Annotated in this window: 10 protein-coding genes; 3 read left to right on the top strand and 7 right to left on the bottom strand. The window is 50.7% G+C overall.

What is annotated here, in order from left to right; genetic code table 11:
* From NT002_01955 to NT002_01945, 3 genes are all read left to right on the top strand, one after another.
* Positions 1-529 (top strand): tetratricopeptide repeat protein (locus NT002_01955; GenBank protein MCX6828035.1); only part of this gene is annotated, 529 nt, incomplete at its 5' end.
* 533 nt (positions 530-1,062) lie between these two features.
* Positions 1,063-1,938: a hypothetical protein gene (locus NT002_01950; GenBank protein MCX6828034.1), complete on the top strand. Its 876-nt coding sequence runs from the start codon at positions 1,063-1,065 to the stop codon at positions 1,936-1,938.
* Positions 1,939-2,018: 80 nt separating this feature from the next.
* Positions 2,019-3,023, top strand: coding sequence for a hypothetical protein (locus NT002_01945; GenBank protein ID MCX6828033.1), 1,005 nt, complete (start codon positions 2,019-2,021; stop codon positions 3,021-3,023).
* 55 nt (positions 3,024-3,078) lie between these two features.
* Here NT002_01945 and NT002_01940 read toward each other — a convergent pair whose 3' ends face one another.
* The 7 genes from NT002_01940 to NT002_01910 all read right to left on the bottom strand — a co-directional run.
* The gene (locus NT002_01940) at positions 3,079-4,569 is read right to left on the bottom strand and encodes a leucyl aminopeptidase (GenBank protein MCX6828032.1); all 1,491 of its coding nucleotides are present in this window, start codon (positions 4,567-4,569) and stop codon (positions 3,079-3,081) included.
* A 135-nt stretch (positions 4,570-4,704) separates the two neighbouring features.
* Positions 4,705-6,030, bottom strand: coding sequence for an HDOD domain-containing protein (locus NT002_01935; GenBank protein ID MCX6828031.1), 1,326 nt, complete (start codon positions 6,028-6,030; stop codon positions 4,705-4,707).
* Between the two features lie 68 nt (positions 6,031-6,098).
* Positions 6,099-9,011 carry a response regulator gene (locus tag NT002_01930; protein ID MCX6828030.1) on the bottom strand — a complete coding sequence of 971 codons (2,913 nt, stop codon included), beginning with the start codon at positions 9,009-9,011 and terminating at the stop codon, positions 6,099-6,101.
* Complete coding sequence (miaB, locus tag NT002_01925) at positions 9,005-10,312, bottom strand: tRNA (N6-isopentenyl adenosine(37)-C2)-methylthiotransferase MiaB (protein ID MCX6828029.1); 1,308 nt, start codon at positions 10,310-10,312, stop codon at positions 9,005-9,007. Before miaB ends, NT002_01930 begins: the two co-directional genes overlap by 7 nt.
* A 186-nt stretch (positions 10,313-10,498) precedes the next feature.
* Complete coding sequence (locus tag NT002_01920; protein MCX6828028.1) at positions 10,499-12,733, bottom strand: M1 family aminopeptidase; 2,235 nt, start codon at positions 12,731-12,733, stop codon at positions 10,499-10,501.
* Between the two features lie 261 nt (positions 12,734-12,994).
* Positions 12,995-15,289, bottom strand: coding sequence for a dockerin type I domain-containing protein (locus NT002_01915; protein ID MCX6828027.1), 2,295 nt, complete (start codon positions 15,287-15,289; stop codon positions 12,995-12,997).
* Positions 15,290-15,468: 179 nt separating this feature from the next.
* Positions 15,469-16,609: hypothetical protein (locus tag NT002_01910; GenBank protein ID MCX6828026.1), on the bottom strand; the 1,141-nt coding region annotated here is incomplete at its 5' end.

Here is a 16,609-nt window from a genome sequence, read left to right as displayed (position 1 = left end):
GTCGGACTTGGGGAACATCGGACTGATCTATAAGGCTAAGGGGGACTTAGATGCGGCGCTGAAATATCAGCAAGAGGCTTTAAAAATAGATAGGGATATAGGTTATAAGCAGGGTGAAGCGTCGGACTTGGGGAACATCGGACTGATCTATAAGGCTAAGGGGGACTTAGATGCGGCGCTGAAATATCACCAAGAGGCTGTGAAGATACATCGGGAAGTCGGTTATAAGCAGGGTGAAGCGTCGGCCTTGGGGAACATCGGGAATATCTATTCGGCTAAGGGGGACTTAGATGCGGCGCTGAAATATCACCAAGATGCTTTAAAGATAGCTCAAGAAATAGGTCATAGGCAAAATGAAGCGAATCAATTGGGGAACATCGGGCTGATCTATTCGGCTAAGGGGGACTTAGATGCGGCGCTGAAATATCTGGAAGAGGCTCGCACCATTCTGATCAAACACAATCTCGCCCATGGCCGTGACATCATCGAAAACGCCATTGCGAAAATAAAGGCAAAAGAAGCTAAGTAACTAGGCTTTGAATTCTTTGTAGGGGCGCCCCTCGCGGTCGCCCTTTTTGTTGTGCGCGGTAGGCTTTCTATGTTAGGCCGGGTCTTGTTTCCCTCGGCGAAGCCGGGGGGAATGTGACCCGGCATATCCCCACATTGCGGTGTCGGTTCACACGCTCAATAAATCTCGCGCAAGAACCGACACAACTCCAAAATTGGCAGATATTGTAGCGCAAAATCCCGAAGGGTTTTGCGAAACCGACTATGGGGACGGTGCGCCCTCTGTTGTGCCCGTCCCGCCGCCTTCTTTAAATGCTTCGTAGGGGCGACCCGCCGGTGGCGGGCGGACCAAGCGACGGCTTTGAGAATCCGCCGATCACGGTGCTTCTGGGGCAAACTCAGAACCCCTGCCCTTTTATTTTTCTTCTCCTCTCAATTTAGATAACCTTTTGCAGAACTTTCAATTAACCATCATCAGACGCCATCTTTTGGGTAAAGATTCCCCCCTTCTTTCCGATAATTACAGGGAAGATTATTATTTTTTAAGGAGGATCTATGACCCGAAAAATCGTAGCCCTGTTGGCTGGATTATTTCTGCTTACCGCGGTCGCCCCGGTTTTTTCGCAGACCGAGGATGAAATCATTGCGCAGTACCTCAAGAAAACCGAGAAGAAGCAGAAAGTACAGGGCAATGCCAAAGTCGGCTTTTTTTCTTTCTCCTTTTCCTACGGAAAATTGCCGAATGAGAATCCCTATAACAGCTTCTATAAATATGCCAACGCCAACATTACCAATCTCAGTGGCCCGGAATGGCCGCTTCTGGGAATCTGGCGTTCCAAACAGTTCGGAGCGAGTTTTGGGATGATGGCCTCGCGCAGAGTCGGCGTCAGGCTCGGCTTTGACTACTGGCTTAAAATGGGCTCCCGGACTCAAGGCGATTTTGAGTTCGACATGCAGCCTCTGGGCGTTCAGAACAATTTCGACCTGGTATCGGAGGTCAAGATTTACGGAGCTAAGGCCGGGTTCGATTATTATATTTACAACCAGCCGGATAGGATGGGGATGATAAATTCGCTGGCGGTGCGGCTGGGATTCGAGGGCGGATATTATTTCTCAAATTGGGATATCTGGCAGGGGAGCAGTTCCTATAATCTGGCCACTCAAACATATGATCAAAATACGCAGGCTATAAAAGGCTCCGCACCGGGCTTTGCCGTCTCTATCGGAGCGGACTATCCTATTCGCTTCTTTGGACTTCTGGTCGGGGTGGATGCTTCCTATATTTTCCTGAACTTCAGGAATGTCCACGGGTATAACAATGTGGGAGAGGAATTGTATTTGACCTATTCGGATAAGAATGATGATCGAGTTAACCTTGATTTTTCCGGACCCCGCGCACAGATTCAGCTCAAGAGGTTTTTCCATTGGTGATTTAGCCATTGACAAGCGGCGGTTTCGACATATTTTGAAGTCCGACAATAAATTGGAGTTATAAATCGAGAGGAACAACATTGAAAAAGGTAATTATTGTTATCCTGACGGCATTATTCTTTTGCCCGGTGCTGATTATGGCACAGCCGGCCAAGTTATCGCCGGCTCGGGTGGGACAGATCGGAGTGCCGCTGGGCAGGATCGCTTATATTCGTGACGGCGATGTCTGGGTAATGGAGTGGGACGGACGAAATCAAATGAAGGTCGTAACCGCGCAGAATGCCGATGGCAGGCTTTCCTGGGCGCCGGATGGTAAACGGATCGCCTTTGTCCGAAAAGGACAGGTTGACCTGAAGGGGCCCGACGGACTCGGCGGCCAGCACAAGGTTTATGATATTTTCATTGCGTATCTTGATTCGGTCAACACCAACACGAATTTCTGGCGGCGCATCACCGATGAGCTGGGGGGGCGTCACCCGGAATGGCAGCTGGACGGAAAACGGATTGCTTATACTAAAGATCTAAATGCCCAATATGCCAATGCCATCCTGCCCAATTATCAGATCTGCAGGATGGATACGGTCGGCGGCTCGCCTGATACAGTGGCCTATGATAAAGAGCTTGCCGACAGATTGGCCTCCATGCCGACATTCGGTCCCAACAACCAGTGTGCCTTCATACTGCATAAAGAGGGAGCCAAGCCGGTCGGAATGGTCGTGGCGCCGATGAATCTCCTAAAGAATCTGTCCGACCTGGAAATCAAAACCAAGGCGAAATACATGACGGGAGTAACCGCGCCAGCCTGGTCACCGGATGGAAACTGGATCGCCGTAATTCAGACGGAGATGGCCAATCAGGGGATTTTTATAGTGAAACCCGACCTGACCGAAAAATTCCTGGTATACAAGCCTTCTTCCGGGCAGACCCTGCAAACCTATCCTCTTTCCTGGTCTCCCGATTCGAAGTGGCTTACTTTTGCCATCGGAGATGGTTCGGTCTGGATAATTGATATCACCGGCAACGGTCTCAGGCAGATTGCGCCCCCCGGAAATAATTTGGCTCCGGCTTGGTCAAAGACCAGATAAGTAATATGGATCTTCCTTTAAGAAAAAACCCGCCGGAAGGCGGGTTTTTTTATTGTCAGAGTTTTTTCCAATCGGAGAGAAGCTCGACCAGCAGGCGGACACCTATTCCGGTGGCCCCTTTGGGAATATAAGGTTTGCCCCCTTTCTCAACATCGACATAGGCGATATCAATATGGGCCCAGGGCCAGTCGCCGATGAAATTTTCGAGAAAAGCGGCGGCCGTAATAGTACCGGCCGGCCTTCCGCCGGAGTTTTTCAGGTCGGCAATTGAGGATTTCATTAGCTCCCGATATTCATCCCAAAGCGGTAATTCCCAGACTTTTTCGGCTGTTTTATCGGCGGCCATTTTGATGCCATCAAGAAGCTTGCTGTTGTTGCCCAGAATCGGAGCGGCCGTGTATCCCAGGACAAAGAGGGCGGCGCCGGTGAGAGTGGCAATATCGACCACTGCCTGCGGCTTGAACTTATTGGCATAATCGAGAGCGTCAGCCAGAATCAGACGTCCCTCGGCATCGGTGCTAAGGATTTCGATGGTCTTTCCTTTTCTTGATTTGATGATATCGCCCGGCTTTAGGGCTTTGCCGGAAGGCATATTCTCCGCCAGCGGGATCAGGCCAACCAGGTTAATGGAGAGTTTGAGACGAGCCGCAGTGAGAACGGTTGCAAGCACGATCGCCCCGCCGGTCATATCACCTTTCATTTCATCCATATCGGCCGCCGGTTTCAACGAAATGCCGCCGGAATCAAAAGTGATTCCCTTGCCGACCAGAACCACCGGCTTCACCGCGCCCTTGCCTCCGCGATATTGCAGGATGACAAAGCGCGGCGGCTGTTCCGACCCCTGCCCCACGGCCAACAGGGCGTACATCTTCTCAGCCTTGATCTTTCGCTCGTCGAGCACGGTACATCTGATCCGGCTTTTGCGGGTCAGCGCCACCGCCTCGGCGGCAAATTTTTTCGGGGTGATGACATTCCCCGGATGAGCGGCCAGGCGCCGAGCCAGGATAACTCCTTCGCTGATGACCTGGCCACGTTTTATCGCTTTATCAAAGCCGGCGGTCTGCGTCCTGGTCGTGGCAATGAATGATATCGTTTCCGTAATATCCTTCTTCCTGTTTTTTCCCGTCTTATAATCAGTCATGTCAAAACGGCCAAGAAGAAATCCCTCGACAACGGCAGAAACTGCTTTCTCATCGCCGTCGGCCCCAAAGAAGAAAGCCACGGTTCGAGAGCTTTTGACCGCCGCAAGCCGCGAGATGGTTCCGGCCGCCTGACGATAATTATCCGGATTTATCTCTTTTTTCTTTCCCAGACCGACCAGAATGATTCTTTTGGCGGGTAGTCTGCCGGAAGTGTGCAGAACCAGGGTTTGATTCGGCTTTCCAAGAAATTCATCGGAATCATAAGCTTCTTTGATCGCGCCACCCAGGATGCGATCAAGATCCTTCAGATGAGGATCTTTCCGATAGCCATTCTCGTCACAGAATTTAATCAGAGATGAGGTTTTTATCCTCTTGAGGTCACTTGCGCCCGAAAACATTTTCATATCAACTCCCTATCCATATTGGAAAATTAGACAGATACCGACCCAACATAAGGTAAGGATAACAATTATTCATCAGCGAAACAACAGGATATTTGAAGATGTTGGAAGGCGACGGGGCCGGCCGATAATCGGATGTCAGGGGGTAATCTCTGCTTCTTTGGGGAGCACCAGACCGTGGGAGCTATCCATTTTCTCCATGCGCACTTTAATCCGGTCATCGATATTCAGAATTCTGGATTGATCATAGTACTCAATGCCGTCGAGCATGTTCAAATCGGAGAGTTCTTCGAGGACGGCGGTTATTTTGAGCACGGCACTATCGATGGTATCGAGCAGACGCGGCAGCATTGCCACGATTTCCTCGGGCGTCTTGCGTTTCAGCGACATTCTGATAACCTGCGAATTGCCCGATATTGCCATGGCGGCGTTGTTGATATAGTGAGAAAGGGTGGAGATGGCGACCTGCTTGGCCTCAAACAAACCTTTCTCTCTTTCCTCATCGAGAATCTTGCGGGTCAATTCCTGGCGGTCCTTGAAGAGACGCTGAACGGCCAGATAGGTGCTGAACAGTTCCTGGTTGGCGCGAGCCAGAAGGATTTCATAGTCTTCCGTTTCAATATCGACCGATCGGGCGAAGGCGGCGGCTTCGCGGACTATACTCGCCGCAATGTCATCGAGCTGCAGATTGCTGATTTGCAGGCGCGACGAAATAACCGATATCCGGGTTATTTTATCTTCGATGTTCGCGGAGTTCCGGCAAATGATATCGGAATTGAAGGCTACCGCCAGACGGACGATGTCATCCAATTGCCCGGATTCTTTGGATCCGATGGAATGGTGATGGGCAATCCCCGAAGCCAAATTCTCGGGCAGCCGCCACCTGCGAGCCAGCAGACTCCCCGCTTCACAGTGAGTGATTTCGAACAATTTTTTTTCTTCCTCGAGAAGATTGTCTGATCGGGCCGCGTTCCTGAGCACTTCACAATATTCACGCGGAAAATGGTGAAGGAAATAGAGCAGGCCGATTTCATGCAGAAGGCCGCAGGTAAAGGCATCCTCGGGAGCCGGATATTCGCAGGCGACCGCCAGTTTGCGGCAGGTTATGGCCACCGAAATCATGTTGCCGTAGAGGGCGGGGATATCGATCGCCAGGTCGTTTTTAAATCGGTCGCGATTAAATAAAGCGGCTGAGAGAACCAGACACTTCACGGTAGTCAATCCCAGAACCATGACCGCCTCGTGAAGGCTGACAATTCTATGGCTTAACCCGTAAAAGGGGGAGTTGGCGATTTTCAGAACGCGTCCCGCAAGAGCGGGATCGCGGCTTATGATATCGGAGAGGTAATTAATGCTGATATCGTCATTAACAGCCGACTCCAGAATCTTTGAGACTGATTCAGGAAGGGCCAGCAGTTCATTGTTTTCTTCTATCTGCTTTATGACCTTTATGGTATCGGGCATAGTATTGCAGCTCGCGAATAAGGTTTGCTCAGATTATCGGAATTTTGGGGAAAAAATTGATGCCGGTGTCAGCCTTTGACACCGGATATTTTCACTTTGGAGATCAAATCCGCCAGTTGCTCGAGGCGAAACGGCTTATGCAGAATATGATCAATACCGGCCTTGCTCATGCGGTCGGCATCGACCGACACCCCCCAGCCGGTAATCAAAATCACGGGTGTGGACGATGAAAGGGACTTGATTCTTGAGGCCAGCTCCATGCCGGACATTCCGGGCATGGCCAGATCGGCGATAACCAGATCGGGGCGGCGGGTTTCAAAAAGGTCCAAACCTTCGCGCCCATTGCGGGCGGTGATTATTTTGTATCCCATCGATTGGCACATGGCCGCCAAAAGCTCGAGAATTACCACCTGATCATCCACGGCCAGAATGGTCATCGTTTCAGGGGTCACAGCGGCTCCCGTTCCCGATATTTCCCTTTTGAAACGGAAAGAAAAATATGACGGGATCTGGCTGTACTTATCATAAGCGAATTCGCCCGAGAACGCGGTCAGTTTGCCGAGAAAATCGCGCTGCTTGAGCGGCCCTTCGATTTCACCGGTCGGCATATAGCGGCCGAATCCGGAAACCTGCTCAACGGGCGGGAAGTTTTTTCGATGCCGGGAGATGTCGATATAGACGTGTGCCTTCTGCATATAAGTGCTGATGGTTATTATTTCATCCTGGGCGACATTTTCGGTGAAAGTCCGACAGGCGATATCGAGGAAGGAAATGAAATCGCCCGGATCAAAACCGAGGGCAAGATTTTCTTTGAGATTGAGATTTACTTCAAACGGCCGTCCGCCGATCATATAGAGATTGTCGGAAATATGGCCCTGGCGAAAAGATTCCCGGATGGAATGATTAATATCGACAGATTTGTCAATTAATTCTTTTCCCACGCCGGGGGCCGAGAAGAATTCTCTGATTTTGACCGCCATTTCCTCGGTTGTCTTTAGAATGGAGCCGAGCAGGTTGGAAGTTTCGCCGGGCAGATTGGGGTCACGGCGGGCCATCTGGCAATAGCCGGAGATGGCGGCCAGTTCATTATTCAATTCGTTTATCTGGAGCGGCGTGAGCGAACCGAAAACGCTTTCGGGAGCGATCTCACCGGCCGGCCGCCCGACCAGGGTGATTTCGATTTTCAGGTTCATCAGCGCCACGAGCACGGAAATCAGACGGTGCCTTTCCGTATTTTCGGCAGGTGTTCCCTGGAAACAGAATACGGTCATGACATAATCGGACTGATCGCCGATGACAATCTGATAGTCGGCTTGAAAGACGGGCGCGGGCCTGTCGCCGAAAAGGAGCTTGAAGGCATTGCGGTTTTCCTCATCATAGCAAGAGAGATTCTCGGCCACGGCGGCGGCACCCAGGGACGGCTCACCTCCTCTGGTGACAGCCACACGGCCGGTTGAACCCTCGCCCGGAGAAATGGAAAGCTCTTCAAGGCTGAGATCTGATTGACTGCAAATAGCAACCTTAAGCTGTTCCTCTTGACGGCGGTACAGAAGGAGAATCGAATCAGGGGGAAGAATGGCCGGCATTTCCTCGAGAAAAGGCTTCAGCTCTTTTTCCAATTGAGGCGAGGTGAGTTTAAGTTTCCAGACTCTTCCAATCAGATCCAGGCCCTGGCGCCGTGAATCGGAGATAGATTCGGTACCGGCATGGCTGATGACCATTCCGGCTACGGAGGCCGCGATTCCGAGAACCTTCAAATCATCGCCGGTGTAGTTTGAGGGACCCTCATTATTTCTGAGCAGCAAAACATTGCCATGATTGTCGGCGGGGAGCAGCAGCGAAGAGCGGGCAATATAAGAGTTTCCGGATTGGTCTGTCCCTTCCTGATTTAAGATGACCGCCTTGTTACGGGGAATGGCATTGACCAGAGCTGTCTTGAAGCTATCGGAGAAATCCGGTTTCTCTGCGGTGCCGCCATGAATCCGCAGATATCCATCGACCAGACCCAGGAGCCAGACCTCATCGGCGCCGGCCATCCCCAGACACCTCCGGGCAAAAACAGCCGGAGTAGGTAGTTCGCCGGTTCTTTCAATGATGTTCTCCAGTTTTTTTGAAAACTCTTCCAGCCGCGAAGCCCTTATTTCCAGTTCACGCTGCGCTTTGCCCAACTCCCGTCCCAATCGGGTGGCCTCGACCTTTTCGGTTAGCCAGTCGGCGACCGGGGCAATGACGGAAATATATTCGCGGGAATAGCGCCGTTCATCCTGGGAGAAGAAAAGAATTGCGCCCAGCTTGTTCTTGCCCGATACCAGCGGAATCACCAGTATGGAATGAAAGCGCGAAGCGGCCAGTTGCGCTTTTCCACCGAGACTGCGGAAATCTGCAGAGATGAGGGGCGTTTCATCCTCGATGGATTGAGTGACAATATTGCGGCCGTAAGGATAATATTCGAGCAACGAGACTTCCTCTCGGGTCAGCCCGGCCGATGAGGTCAACACGAATTGCCGCTGTGCGCGATTAAGAAGGAAAATGGCGCCGGCCTCTTCCTCCAGCCCGGCCATCAGGGTGCGCAACGCCCGCTCGAGTAGTTCACCCATGGGGAACGGATAGCGGCTTTCCTGCTGGAGCGAATCAAGAAGTTTTAATTTGGCCAGATGGTTAGCCACTTCCCGGTCGCGCTCGCTCCAATAGCTGAAATAGAGAGCGAGGCCGGCCACCAGCAGAATCAGGCCGACAATCAGAGAAAGAAATTTGGCGACGGCAATATAAGGATATGTCCCGGTTAAAAACCATTCGGGATATCCGGCCTGCTGTTGTAGAAGATTGATCAGGGTCGAGAGGAAAATGAGAATCAGACCGGCGTAGATGAAACCGGAGCCGCCGGCCTCTTCGGTCTTCCCTATTCTCAGTCGATAAAGAAGGAAAATCCCCAGCAGCAACAGGACGATCAGATAACCGATGGCGATGAATTGATTCAGCATTTTTCGATCACTTCCCCGTGTAAGGTCCAGCTGTCGGCGGCGGTGATTTGTACTCGGCAGATGGAGCCGATATCGGATACGGCGCCCTCAAAAAGGATAGTCTTATTGCCTTCCGTTTTCCCTTTGAGGACATTCTTGTCCCGGCGTGATACGCCATCGACCAGCACGGCTCGAATCTGCCCCAGTTCCCGCTGATTTCTTTCGAAAGAGACTTTTTTCTGAAGACTTATCAGCTTTGTCAGCCGTCGGATTTTCTCCGCCTCGGGAACATCATCCTCGAATTGAGCCGCCGTGGTTCCCTCACGGGGGGAATAGCGGAACATGAAGGCCGAATCAAAGGAGATTTCCTCGACCGCCGCAAGGGTCATTTCATATTCAGCTTCTGTTTCCGAGGGAAATCCGACAATCAGGTCGGTGGTGAGAGAAATATCGGGCAGGGCGGTTTTCAATTTGTCGACCAGACGGCGATAGTGACCATAGGAATAGCCGCGTCCCATTCTTTCCAGAATTCTATCGGAGCCGGACTGCAAAGGCAGATGCAGATGGGCCATCATTTTCGGTTCCGAAGCGATGACATTGATCAGACGGTCGGAAAGGTCCTTGGGGTGGGAGGTCATGAAGCGGATGCGCCTTATTTCCGTCTCCGAGGCGATACGGCGGAGGAGATCGGCAAAGTCGTGGCCGTTATCGCGGTAGGAATTGACATTTTGGCCGAGGAGCATAATCTCGAGCACGCCGTCATCGACCAGCGCCTTTATCTGCCCGATAATCCGTATGGACGGGTAAGACCGTTCCTCGCCGCGGACGTACGGCACGATGCAATAGGTGCAATAATTGCCGCAGCCGCGTGAAATGGTGACAAAAGCGGTGTAGGGATTATCCCGGGCCGGCAGGAGGTCGCCCAACTGCTCGTGACCGAATTCGGTATGGATATTGACGCCGGAAGAGCCGTTGGCAAGGTAGGCCGGAAGCTCAAACATCCGGTCGGTTCCGAGGACCAAATCGATTTGAGGGGCTCGTTCCAGAATTCTCGGCCCCAGTCGCTGCGCCATGCAACCGACGACGGCAATTTTGCGGGTGGAAGCGGCTTTTTTCCAGGCGCTCAATTCCCCCAGGCGACCGAAAATTCGTTCCTCGGCGCGCTCACGGACCGAACAGGTGTTGAGGATAAGAAGCTCGGCTTCCTCCTCCGTTTGCGCCGGATAATATCCGTAAGAGTTCAGTATCGTTGCCAGCGAACCGGAATCGGCCAGATTCATCTGGCAGCCGAAGGTCAATATTTTGTAGCTTCTGACACTCAATTTTCGATCCTCTGTCGGCCATAGAGCCGGGGGCAGGTAAAAGCTCCAACAGGGAAAAGATAAGCATTATGATTCCAGAAGCAAATCAATAATTACGGGAATTTTCCCGGCCGGAAATTTCAGGGAGTCTGAGGTCAGGGCGGCAGGACAGCCGGTCGGGACGGCTGTCCTGTTATCCTCAAGAAATTACATGGGAGCACAGCCCAACTGCGGGGCCGGTCCCTGTTTATAAAGATAGTTGATCAGAAAAGTCACGTCCTGAATATTCATGAGACAGTCCCGATTGGGATCGGCTAAAGCAGGAAGCGGCGGTTGTGCCCCACCCTTATACAGGAAGTTAATCAGGAAGGTAATATCCTGAATATTGCGAATGCCGCTGTTGTTGACATCACCGGCCAATCCGGCCACCGGTTTCACCGTAAGATGATAATCGACCGAATCCTTGTAACTGCCCATCATGTCATTTGCCCTGATCATGAAGTCATATTCACCATAGTCAAAAGGAGTTCCCGATATCACTCCGGTCAACGTATCGAGATGCAGTCCGGAAGGCAGGGCACCGGAACGAATTGTATACTTGTTGCTCCCCGAACCACCGCGGATAATTATTGAATCCTGGTAAGACATATCCTGAGTGCCTGTATCGAGCGGAAAAGGAATAAGATGATATGTCCAACTCAACTTATAATTATTCTTCAGAATCCAGTTGCCGGGGTCAAGGGCGATGTCATTCACCTGGCGGTCGGTCTTGAAGAAATAGAATTTCCTGCGTGTATCGTTGAAGATGACGGTTGTGCTTGTATCGCTGCTGCCGCTGAAGGTGAAACGAATATCCACCGGCATCGAAAAGACCTGAGGCGGCGTGGTCTGGACTTGCTCCAGAGGTAAATAAACCCAATACTTGCCATCGGAGGGATCCTGTTCGGTCTTGAACGACCACCAATATTTCGGCCGGAAGGTGCCATAAAGCCATTCATCGAAGAAATAATCCAAATCCTTGCCCGAAACCGATTCGCACAATTCCTTGAACTGCTGGCTGGTAACATCGCGCCACTGGTAAACACTGCCGTAATATGTCTGCATGATGTTGAAGAATGTGGCATCGCCGACGATGTGACGCAGCATATGCAAGACCCAAGCCCCTTTATCATATACAATCCAGCCGAATATATTATCTACGTTAGTCGTATCATAGACATAGATAGTCCCTTCACCGGTGAAATCCAGGCCGACCATGTAGCTGTCGTAACTGCTCTTGCCTTCTTTGACTTCATAGTACAAAGCCTCGCTATAGGAGGCAAAGCCCTCGTTGAGCCAGATGTCATGCCAGTTATTGCAGGTGATCATATCCCCCCACCACTGATGGGACAATTCATGTACCACAGTCGGTTCATAAAAACCGAACCAGTCGCCGACCATAGAGGTGACCGTCTGATGCTCCATTCCTCCCCCCCACTGGAAATTGGCATGACCGTATTTTTCATTAATAAAAGGGTATTCTCCGAAAAGGCCGGCAAAGACACCGATGGCATAGGGGGTGATATTCCAGTGGGTCAGAGAATTGGCATACAGGTCGGGATAAACATGGTGAACGATTTCCATCGAGTCGTTTGTTCCATGGTAGTACCAATCGCGCCAGACCGTATATTTGGAGATGGCGACCGAAAAGAGATAGGTAGTAATAGGATATCTGACTTGATAAGAAAAAGTCCAGGTGCCGTCGCCGTTGCGCGTGGTGTCGATCAACTTGCCGTTGGAGGCGCAGTAAAGAGCCGTGTCGCAGGTGACGAAGATATCAAGGGAATCAGCTTTATCGTCGGGACGGTCCTTGCAGGGCCACCAGGTGCGGGCCAGATATGGTTCCGAAAGCGAGGAAACAATGGGATAGCCGTTACGCTGGGAAAAAGAGAATGCCTGAAAACCGCCGCCCGCCGGATGGCCATGATAGGCGACTGAAAGAGAGAAAACCTCATCCAGACTATAGTTCTTATCCAGAATAATGGTCAGGCCATAGCCGGCATGAGTGAAGCTCAATTGACCGCCCGGCATAAAAACTGAGTCGACGGTCATAGTGGCATCGAAATCCAGCGAGATCGTATCGAGGTTGTTAACCAGCGATTTGGCGGTCATCTTCACATTTCCATAAAGTATCTGACTGGGAACGTCAACTTTCAATTCGATTCTATAATATCCGACATCGAATTCGGTCTGGTTGTATATCAGCGCGGGTTTCATCGCCACGGCCGCTCGGAATCGTGCCAGGCGCTCGGCCTTGGCTTCACCCATAATCCGATGCATTTCCGAGGGGGTGAGATTTTGGGCTGCCGCGGAATCGATGTACGGTATCTGTGCTAAAGATTCAATGGCGACCGTGGTGAAAGAGACAAATAAAAGGGTGGCGATTATGGTTTTTCTCAACATAGAACTCTTCTCTGTCAATCGGTTGAAATGTTCATGCGGTTCTTCACAAAAGCAATCTGCGGTAACAGTTTCATAATACTGCTATTTATCGGAATGTCAAGCAGTTATATTAATCCAGTTATATTAATCCGGGATTTCTCCGTAGCCTTATTGTCGATATTATTCATCATATAAAAACGATGCAATTCAAGACAGCCAAAAAAATTGCCGTCCCTGAATATAGAACGGCAATTTCGTGCAGATTATTTGAGTTTATAGCAATTAATAGGGATTCCCGCATAATGGATTGTGATTAATGTAGAGATAATAAATCAGCTCCCCAATATCGGCAACATTTACGCGAAAATCGCAGTTGCAGTCACCCACCCGCAATTCGGGTTTCGGAGGGGGTCCATTCTTATATAAGTATCTGATGAAATAGGAGATATCAAGGATATTGAGGATCCCATCATAATTAACATCGCCATAGAATTTCCAGACCTGGAGCTTAAAATTAATATTTAAGGGGGAATTGGAAGCGGTGGGAGAGACAATCTGACAGTGGTCATTATATGTGCCTATGGTAAGGCCTTCGGCAAACGGGCTGAACTGGACTGTCCATGGATATTTATAGTTATTGCTGGAATCAATACTGAAATAAAGCCAACCGATATTTTCCTGCACCGACCAGGGCATGCAACCGGGATTAGCATTATTCACATCAATGAAGTAGTCCTTCCCCAACCGTTCTTCTTGAGCCGTGAGAAAGACCGTGTCATTGTACGACAGCACAATAAAGGGAGCCGTAGCGGTCGGAAGAATATGCATGGCCACCGGCAGTCTGACCGGGCTATTTATGGCGTTAACGGCGCTGATGACAATAGTATCGTAATAAGTTCCGACGGTAAATCCCTGGTGCACAAAATTCAGCGTAATTAACGCGGGGGTTCCGGTAAAATCGTGATTGGGTTTCAGCCAGGATGATTTCCAGGTCAGGCTAACCGCCATGGGATCGGTACCATAGTTGAATATCCCAAACTGGGGCAACGGCGGGGGGGTTCCGGTGCCATCGCCGCATTCATAATAATTGGCAACAATGGAATCCTGGTTCAGGACGATACGAGCCGGACTATTCACATAATGAAATTGAAAGACGACATACAGAGGCGAATTAATGGCCTCCAGAGAGGTAATTGTAACGGTGTCATAAACATTCAGGCCGTGATAGCCGCCGGTAAGGGTTTTGAAACTGGCCGTTACCGACTGCGGCACCGTTCCGGAAGCTGGGGTAAGGCTGAGTATTCGGGGCGAATTCTCGGAGACCGAAAAAGTCATCGATCCTCCGCCGGCATTGAAAATATTGAAGCTCCGGTCGGGGGGGTAAGGATTACCGAGATCGACGACAACGAGGATAAAATCGGAGTCGACGGCCATTATCGGCAGGTCGGAGGCAACCTCCAGACGGACGACAGCTATCTGGGGATTATTACTCGCATTGGTATCGGAAACCGTAATTGTGTCATAGTAGAATCCATAGCTAAGACCGGTGATATCGACCGAGAGAGTGACCGCCCCCGAATCGGTTCCGGAGAGGGGATTCAGAGAGAGCCAACTGGATTTCCCGGCCGTCGTCCAGTGCAGGACACTCTGGCCGGTGTTCTTAATCGTCAGAATCTGCGATGGCGGATTCGATGAACCGGCGACGGCGCTGAAATTGAAGGAAGTCGGAGTAAGCGAAATTGTCGGCGGCGGTTGCTTTACTTTCAGCTTGACTGGAATCAGCACAGGATCGTTGGTGGCATTAGTATCGGAAACGACAACAGTATCATAATAGGTCCCAATCGGCAAACCAATGATGTTGGCGTAAATTTGTACATTGGAAGGGGCAATGCCGTAAGGGGGTAGAATATTGAGCCAGGTCGATTTCTTGCTGGTTGTCCAGCGCAATTGTCCTTCGCCGAGATTAGTTATTTTAAGAATTTGCGGACTGGGGGGCGGACTCCCGGCAATGCCCTCAAAATAGAAAGAGTCAGGACTGACGCCGATTACGGGCGGGGGCGTATAATCACCGACTATGATTATTCCCCGCTTCAGAACCGGGGTGATCAATTCGTTGGTGGCGCTGTCAACGAAACTCAAGACCGATGAAGGGGGATAAAACATTGAATCAATAATTACCTTCTGATTGGGGATACCGCTCGGTATATTGAAATGAGCTTTGAATGCCAGACCCCGTCCCGGCGCGATATTCGCTTCCATGATAACAATCACCGCCACGACAAATTGCTGATTGGCGGCGTTGATGGACACGAGTTTATTGGCCACGTAAGCAATCCGCGAACCGACAAATGAAATGGAATCCAGCGTAATATCCGGGCTGGAATATTGAAGAGGAATTTCAATTGCAGCCAGCGGTTCATCATTATAAAAATTGACATTCACGGCCGCCTTATTACCCTGATAGACCTTAACCGAGTCAATATACAGGGTATCGGGGATACCGGGATCCTGGGCATGCAGGGCAGGAAGCCCCAGGACCATAAGCAGTGCAACAATGGTAAAGATCCTTTTAACCATGTTATGCTCCTAAAGTAAACTTTGGTTTGCCAGCAGATGATGCAACATTTGTATATTTGCTAAGTTTGATGATCCCGAAGAAGATCACCCTTCCACACCAAGGAAGTATTTTGCTCTTAAATATAATATACCCTGAGAACCCGGAGGCTGTCAAGACAAAAATGGTGGGAATTTATGGCCTATTTCTTTTTGATTTCGCGGCTGGCGCTGTTCCTAGCCTGGACGGCCATTTTGCGACTCTTGGCCCGCTCCAGCTCCTGGGCAAAGATTTTTTCGAGGGTGTAGCTGGATGGCATGAAATCGAGGAGCCCCTTTTCAAAGACCTCATCAACCGTATCAATAAAGACAAACTTCGTCTTTTTAATAATATCATCCGGGAGGTCTTTGAGATCCTTCTTATTTTCGCGAGGAATAATAATTTTCGGGATTCCCGCCCGATAGGCGGCGGAGATTTTTTCTTTAATTCCACCCACCGGCAGAACTCTTCCCCGCAACGTCACCTCGCCGGTCATGGCGATATCATGGCGGATCGGCCGCTCCGCCATAACCGATGCAATCACCAGCGACACAGTCACCCCGGCCGAGGGGCCATCCTTGGGAATGGCTCCAGAGGGAAAATGGATATGGATGTCAAAATTATCAAAATCGTTGTGGTCGATGCCGAGCACATCGGCCTTGGAGCGGACATAGCTGTGGGCGGCCTGGATTGATTCTTTCATCACCTCGCCCAGCGAACCGGTGGTGATAACATTACCGCTCCCTTTCATCCGCAATCCTTCGATTATCATCAAATCGCCGCCCAGGCCGGTCCAGGCGAGGCCGATCGCCACCCCGATTTCGGATTTTTTCTCCGGCTTTTCCGGGATATACTGCGGGGTGCCCAGAAAATTCTCGGCGGTTTTTTCGTCGACCATCCAGACCTTCCGCACCCGGCTGGCTTTTTCCTTGGCCACATGGCGGCAGATCCGCTCTATCTGGCGGCGGAAATATAGCAGCCCCGCCTCGAGCGTGTAGCTGCGAATGATTATTTTCAATCCCTTATCGCTGAAAGTAATATCTTTTTTGTGAAGGCCATGCTTCCTGAGGACGTTAGGGATGATATACTTGCGGGCAATAAGTATCTTCTCCTTTTCTATGTAGCCGGGCAGCTCGATTATTTCAAAGCGATGACTGAGCATTTCGGGAATACCATCAAGCGCTTTGACCGCACAAATGAAGGTGGCCCGACTCAGGTCTATCGGCAGCCCGATATAATTATCCAGAAAGCGGGTGTTAAGGCGGGGATCGATCGCCTCCAGCAGCGACATCGGCAGCGCGGTA

Source organism: Candidatus Zixiibacteriota bacterium (assembly GCA_026397505.1).
Taxonomy (GTDB): Bacteria; Zixibacteria; MSB-5A5; order GN15; family PGXB01; genus JAPLUR01.
Note: the sequence above shows the minus strand (reverse complement) of the source record. Positions and strands in the feature narration are given on the sequence as shown.

Excerpts from the sequence above, each read along its gene's own strand:
- NT002_01920 (MCX6828028.1), bottom strand. The coding sequence starts at position 12,733 with ATGTTGAGAAAAACCATAATCGCCACCCTTTTATTTGTCTCTTTCACC.
- NT002_01935 (MCX6828031.1), bottom strand. The coding sequence starts at position 6,030 with ATGCCCGATACCATAAAGGTCATAAAGCAGATAGAAGAAAACAATGAA.
- NT002_01915 (MCX6828027.1), bottom strand. The coding sequence starts at position 15,289 with ATGGTTAAAAGGATCTTTACCATTGTTGCACTGCTTATGGTCCTGGGG.
- NT002_01930 (MCX6828030.1), bottom strand. The coding sequence starts at position 9,011 with ATGCTGAATCAATTCATCGCCATCGGTTATCTGATCGTCCTGTTGCTG.
- NT002_01950 (MCX6828034.1), top strand. The coding sequence starts at position 1,063 with ATGACCCGAAAAATCGTAGCCCTGTTGGCTGGATTATTTCTGCTTACC.
- NT002_01940 (MCX6828032.1), bottom strand. The coding sequence starts at position 4,569 with ATGAAAATGTTTTCGGGCGCAAGTGACCTCAAGAGGATAAAAACCTCA.